We start from the raw sequence: 6333 nt of genomic DNA, 5'->3' as shown, positions 1-6333 counted from the left end.
GTATTTGCACGGCATTGGTCGCCAGCTCGTGGATGATGAGGCCGAGAGGCGTCGCCATGCTCGAAGGCAGGTCCACCTCCTCTCCGCGCATTTCAAGGCGGCCCGGACCGGTCTCATAGGGTTCGAGCAGCACGGCGAGGAGGTCGCGCAGGGTCGGCGTCGGACAGGCCGTGCTGCCCCGGCTGACGGCGTGGGCGCGCGACAGGGCCTGGATGCGCCCCGACACCTTGTCCGCCATCTGCCGCACATCGGTCTCTCCGCGCGCGGAGGCGGAGACGACGGCCGCGACGAGCGCGAACACGTTCTTCACCCGGTGATCGAGTTCCTTCGCCAGAAGGTCGGTTCGCACATTGGCGGCCCGCAGGGCGGCGGCTTCCTTCGCCGCGGTCTCGGCCCGCAGAGTGCGCTGGATGTAGTGCACGCCCAGCACGAAGGCGGCGAGGACGCTCAGCGCCAGCACCGTCTGGAGGCCGAAGGCGAGCCGTTCGACCGCCCTTGCATCGGCGAAGGCTTCGAGGCGCAGGCTGTCCTCGGCGGCATCGATGGTTCTCGCGACCGCGCGCATGTCCTCCAGCAGGCGCTCCGCCCGCGCCTCCCGGACCCGCTCGACGACGATGCCGGGATCTGCCGCCGCGGCGAAGCTGATCGTCTCGGCGAGATAGGCGGCATGCTCCTCGGCAAGGGCGCGCAGGTGCGCGATCGCGGCTTCCTGAGAGGGGTCCGAGGGCGCGGTGCTGACGGCGTCGAGCCTGTCCAGGTCGAGCGGCAGCCGGTCGATGGCCTCTTCGAAATGCACGTAGAAGCTGCCTTCCCGCGTCAGCACGAAGCCGCGCTGCCCGGTCTGCGCATCCGCGGAGGTCGCCATGACGGCGTAGAGCGCGCCGAGAACGTCCGTCGACCGTTCGGCCCGCGCGCGGGCCTGGTTCTCGATGAGATAGGTCTGCCGGAGGGCGAGCACGCTGCCTGCGAGCGCCAGCATGACGAAGACGGTGGCGATGAGGGTCGGCGCGCCGAGACGGCGAAGCGCCTCCGAGCGCCATAGGGTTCGCTCCGGAAGAGCGAGCGGATCTGTCGTCCTCATGTCCATCCCTCCCCTCTGGGCTATCGCCCGGCGGGCCCGGCGCTGCAACCGAAAAGGAGCGCGAGGGCCCCGGACCCTTCCGGGGAGCGCCTTGCCGCCCGCGCGGGGCCCCGCCCTTGCCAGGGGCAGGCGCCGCCGGGCAGGGTGGGCCATCGTCAGCGGGAGGCGGCGGCTGTGCTTTGCGAATCATCTGCCGCCAGGGCGCTTCGCGCCGCCGCCGGGAGGCCGGGCGTTCCCGCGATGCGGCCGGCGCTCCTCCTCCTCCTCCTCCTGGCATGCGTGCCCAACGCCCCGAACGCGGAATCGGCGGCGCCCAAGGCCGGCCTTCCGGCGGAGCGGGAACGGATCGCGTCCCGGGACGTCGGCCTCGAGCCTGGGCCGCCCCTGCGCCTCTCCGACAGGGGAGGCGGGACCTATGCGAACCCGCCCTTGCTGGCGGATTTTCCCGATCCCTCGATCATCCGGGTCGGGCGCACGTTCTATTTCGCCACCACGACCTTCGCCAACGTCCCGGCGCTGACGATCCTCCAATCGCAGGATCTCGTGAACTGGCGCTATGCAGGGCATGTGATCGAAGAGCTCGACGGAGCGCCGGACTACGATCTCGAAGATGGCGGCGCCTATCGGCGAGGCGTCTTCGCCCCGAGCCTGCGCCATGACGAGGGCACGTTCTATGTCGCGGTCACGCCTGTCGGGCAGAACACCCGCATCTATCGGTCGCAAAGCGCGTCGGGGCCCTGGACCTATGAGGAGCTCGGCGAGGAGGCGTTCGACCCGGCCCTGTTCTTCGACGACGACCGCACCCCCTATCTCGCCACGGCGGCGGCCTTCGTTCCGGGCTATGAAGGGCGCGTGATCCTGCACAGGCTGAACGCGGACCTCTCGGAAATCGTGTCCTCGGAAACCATCCTCGTTCATCCGGGGGCGGAGGGAACGAAGATCGTCAAGCGGCGCGGCCGGTACTTCATGTTCCACTCCATCCCCGGCCGCCTGGGCATGACCGTCGCCCGCGCCGACGACCTCTCGGGGCCATGGGAGGTGCGCCCCTCGATCGACGATCGGACCGGCGGGCATCAGGGCGCAATCGTCGATCTTCCCGACGGCACCGATTACGGCTTCGTCATGGTCGATGCCGGCGGCATCGGGCGGCTGACCAATATCAGCCCCGTCCACTGGAAGGATGGCTGGCCGATCTGGGGCACGCCGGAGGCGCCGGGCCGCGTGCCGGCCTCGGCGCCCAAGCCCATCAAGGGGGTCGCGCCGCACATGCCGCAGACCTCGGACGATTTCTCGTCGTCCCGCCTCGGCCTTCAATGGCAATGGAACCACAACCCGGTCGACGGGCGCTGGTCCCTGACGGAGCGGCCGGGCTTCCTGCGCCTCCGCGCGGCGGCGGCGGACAGCTTCTGGACCGCGCGGAACACGCTGACCCAGAAGGGCTGGGGGCCGTTCACCCGGGTGAGGGCGAAGCTCGATATCGCCAATCTGGCGCCGGGCGATGAATGCGGCCTCGGCACGCTCGGAAAATACAGCGCCCACATCGCCGTCATCGGCGGCGAGGGCGGGCGGCACACGCTGGCCATGCGGGTGATCGAGGATCTCGGAGACGGGGCGCCGCAGGATGTCGAGCTGCGCGCCCAAGGGGTCGGCGCCTATTCCGACCTCGTCTATCTCAGGGCCGATCTCGACTTCGAGGCCGATGAGGGCGCCCTCTTCTACAGCTTCGATGCGGAGGACTGGACGCCGCTCGGGGGCGCGTTCCCGCTTGCCTTCGACTGGCGCACGGGAACGTTCCAGGGCCAGCAGATCGCCCTGTTCTGCTACAATCCGGCGCCGGATGGCGGGTTCGTGGACATCGACGAGGTCGCCTTGTCGGGCAGGGGCTGAGGGGCGCCCCGCAGCGGCCCGCCCTTGCCATGGGCAAGCGCCGCCGGGCAGGGTGGCGCCATCGTCATCGAGGGGCGGAACGATGTTCCGCCATGCATGTCATGAATTCTCTTTCCCGCATCGCTCTTCTCGCCGCGCTCGCGCCGGCCGCCGCAATCGCCCAGGATGACGGCGCCGAAAGCGACGCGCTCGAATGGGACGTCGCCTCGCCGCCGATGGAGACGCGGCGAATCGAGATCGATGTCGAGGAAGGCACCTGGATCGGCGTCGATGTCAGCCCGGACGGCGAGACGATCGCCTTCGACCTGCTCGGCGACATCTATACGATGCCGATCTCGGGCGGGGAGGCCACGGCCATCGCCTCGGGCCTGCCCTTCGAGCACCAGCCGCGCTGGTCGCCGGACGGCGAGCTCATCGCCTTCACCTCCGACAGGGCGGGCGGCGACAATCTGTGGATCATGCGGCCCGACGGTTCCGACAAGCGGCAGGTGACCGAAGAGAGCTTCCGCCTCGTCAACGAGCCCGCCTGGTCCCCTTCGGGCGAGATGCTGGCGGGCCGGAAGCATTTCACGACCGGCAGGAGCCTCGGCACGGGCGAGATCTGGCTGTGGCACCTGTCCGGCGGGCAGGGCGTGGCGCTGGTCGAGCGGGCGTCCGAAGAGCTCCAGAAGGAACTCGGAGAGCCTGCCTTCGGCCCGGACGGGGAAACGGTCTATTACTCGCGCAATGTCTCGCCGGGACCGATCTTCGAATATGCGCAGGATTCGAACCAGTCGCTCTTCGAGATCGAAGGCTATGACATGGCCACCGGCGAGGTCTCGACCGTGGTCAGCCGCCCCGGCGGCGCGGTCCGCCCCGCGCCCTCGCCGGATGGAAGCCGGATCGCCTTTGTCGGCCGCGACCGGGGCCAGTCCAAGCTCTACGTCAAGGACCTGACGAGCGGCGAGACCACCGAGCTCTACGGCGATCTCGACGCCGACCTGCAGGAGACATGGGGCGTTCACGGCGTCTATCCGCAGATGGACTGGATGCCGGATGGCGAAGCCATCGTCTTCTGGTCCGGCGGCAAGATCCGGCGCGTCGGCATGGACGGAGAGGCGGAGGAGATTCCCTTCCGCGTCACGGATACGCGGCAGATCATCGATCCGCCGCGGCCCGAGATCGCGGTCTCGCCCGACCGCTTCGAGACGACCATTCCGCGTTTCGCCGCCGTCTCTCCCGATGGCGAGCGCGCGATCTTCGAGTCGCTCGGCAAGCTGTGGGTGAAGCGCCTGCCGGATGGCGAGCCGGAGCGCCTGACGCGGACCGAGGAGGGCGTGCGCGAGCTGCACCCGGCCTTCTCGCGCGACGGGCGGCAGATCGCCTATGTCCGCTGGACCGATGAGGGCCTCGGCCAGATCCGCGTGGCGCGGGCGAACGGCTCGCGCGACCGGGCGGTGACCGAGACGCCCGGCCATTACCGCCGCCCCGCCTTCTCGCCCGATGGTGAAATGATCGCCTTCGAGCAGGGCGAAGGCGGATATCTCCTCTCGCGCCGCTATTCCGAAGCGCCGGGCGTCTATGTGACGCCGTCGGGCGGGGGCGCGGCGCGGCGCGTGTCGCAATCCGGCGGGATGCCCCATTTCGGCGCCCAGAACGACCGGCTCTTCATGACCGACAGGGCGGAAGGGGGCGGCTTCGCCCTCGTCAGCACGGATCTCAACGGCGAGGCGAAGCGCACCCATCTGACGACCGAGCTCGGCACGGGCTTCTTCGTCGCGCCGGACGGCCGGCATGTCGCGGTGGAGGAGGATTACGCCGTCCACGTCATGCCGATGCCGCCGGGTCCGCAAAAGGTTTCGGCCGCGAAAGCGGCGACGGCCCTTCCGGTCGTTCAGGCGAGCGATGGCGGGGCGAGCTATCCGGCCTGGCGGGACGGCGGGACGCTGACCTGGACCCTCGGCCCGACACTCTATTCGGCGGCCGTGAGCGAGATGATCCCCGCTCTTCCCAAGCCGCAGGACGAAGAGGGGGCGGAAGGCTATGAGGCGCCCAGCGAGGGCGTCTCGCTGGCCATGACGGTGGAAGCGGACAAGCCGACCGGCACCTTCGCCCTCACCGGCGCGCGGCTCGTCACCATGGCGGACGAGGATGGTGGCGTGATCGAGGATGGCGTGATCGTCGTCGAAGGCGACCGCATCGCCGCCGTCGGCGCGGCCGGGGAGGTCGATATCCCCGACGGCGCGACCGACATCGCGATGGAGGGCAAGACCATCATTCCGGGCATCGTCGATGCGCATGCCCACGGTCCCTATTCGGACGGCGAGATCGTTCCGGGATCGAACTGGTCGACCATCGCCCATCTCGCTCTCGGCGTGACGACGGTGTTCAACCCCTCCTCGAACCCCGACAGCTTCACCGCCGCCGAGATGCAGCGCACGGGCGCGATCCTGGCGCCGCGCATCTATACCACCGGCCGCATCGTCTATGGCGCCAAGGCGCCGGGCGCCTTCGCCGACATCCAGAGCTATGACGACGCGCTGGGGCATATCCAGCGCCTCAAGGCGCAAGGGGCGCACGGCATCAAGAACTACAACCAGCCCCGGCGCGACCAGCGCCAGCAAGTGGTCAAGGCCGCGATCGAGGAGGACATGCTCGTCGTCGCCGAGGGCGGCTCGCTCTACACGATGGACGTGTCGCTGATCGCCGACGGCAACAGCTCGATCGAGCACAACCTGCCCCAGCGCGTCCTCTACGAGGACATCCTGTCCTTCTACGAGCAGACCGACGTGGCCTATGTGCCGACCCTGGTCGTCACCTATGGCGGCCTCGCGGGCGACCCCTATTGGCGCTACAAGACCGATGTGTGGGAACACCCGATCCTGTCCGAGCACGTGCCCCCGCACATCCTCGAGCCCTCCAGCGTGCGGCGGGTCAAGGCGCCCGAGGAGGACTTCGTCGATCAGTACGCGGCGCGCGAGGCGAAGAAGCTCGCCGACAGGGGCGTCTCGGTCTCGATCGGCGCGCATGGCCAGCAGGAAGGCCTCGCCGCGCACTGGGAGATGTGGAGCTTCGCGCGCGGCGGGATGAGCCCCGTCGAGGCGCTGGCGGCGGCGACCATCGTCCCGGCGGAGCATCTGGGCTTCGGCGCGGATATCGGCTCGCTCGAGGAGGGCAAGCTCGCCGACCTCGTCATCCTCGACAAGAACCCGCTCGAGGACATCCAGAACTCGGACGACATCACCCATGTGATGCAGGGCGGCCATCTCTATGACGCGGTCAGCATGGCCGAGGTCGAGACCGGCGACCGCGAGGGACCGGACTATTACTGGGACGAGGAGGAGCGGCCGGCCGCCGCCTCCGACTGACACGCGCCATGTCGCGGC

The 6333-nt window shown here is 69.3% G+C and carries 3 protein-coding genes; 2 read left to right on the top strand and 1 reads right to left on the bottom strand.

Annotated features, from left to right (window positions below):
• Positions 1-1081 (bottom strand): CHASE3 domain-containing protein (locus IE88_RS0115740; RefSeq protein ID WP_202900529.1); only part of this gene is annotated, 1081 nt, incomplete at its 3' end.
• Positions 1082-1321: 240 nt separating this feature from the next.
• On the opposite strand from IE88_RS0115740, the gene IE88_RS0115735 reads away from it, so the two are divergent.
• Together IE88_RS0115735 and IE88_RS0115730 are read left to right on the top strand one after the other, a co-directional pair.
• The gene (locus tag IE88_RS0115735; protein ID WP_081871746.1) at positions 1322-2968 is read left to right on the top strand and encodes a glycoside hydrolase family 43 protein; all 1647 of its coding nucleotides are present in this window, start codon (positions 1322-1324) and stop codon (positions 2966-2968) included.
• A 101-nt stretch (positions 2969-3069) separates the two neighbouring features.
• A complete protein-coding gene (locus IE88_RS0115730; protein WP_031556380.1) occupies positions 3070-6315 on the top strand; it encodes an amidohydrolase family protein in 3246 nt (1081 codons plus the stop codon).
• The last annotated feature ends 18 nt before the right edge of the window (positions 6316-6333 follow it).

Source organism: Parvularcula oceani (genome assembly GCF_000733125.1).
In the GTDB taxonomy this organism is placed as follows: Bacteria; Pseudomonadota; Alphaproteobacteria; order Caulobacterales; family Parvularculaceae; genus Parvularcula; species Parvularcula oceani.
The sequence above is the reverse complement of the archived record's forward strand: the minus strand, read 5'-3'. Positions and strand labels throughout refer to the sequence as shown.

Coding starts and splice junctions, on each gene's coding strand:
- IE88_RS0115735 (WP_081871746.1), top strand. CDS start 1,322: ATGCGGCCGGCGCTCCTCCTCCTCCTCCTCCTGGCATGCGTGCCCAAC.
- IE88_RS0115730 (WP_031556380.1), top strand. CDS start 3,070: ATGAATTCTCTTTCCCGCATCGCTCTTCTCGCCGCGCTCGCGCCGGCC.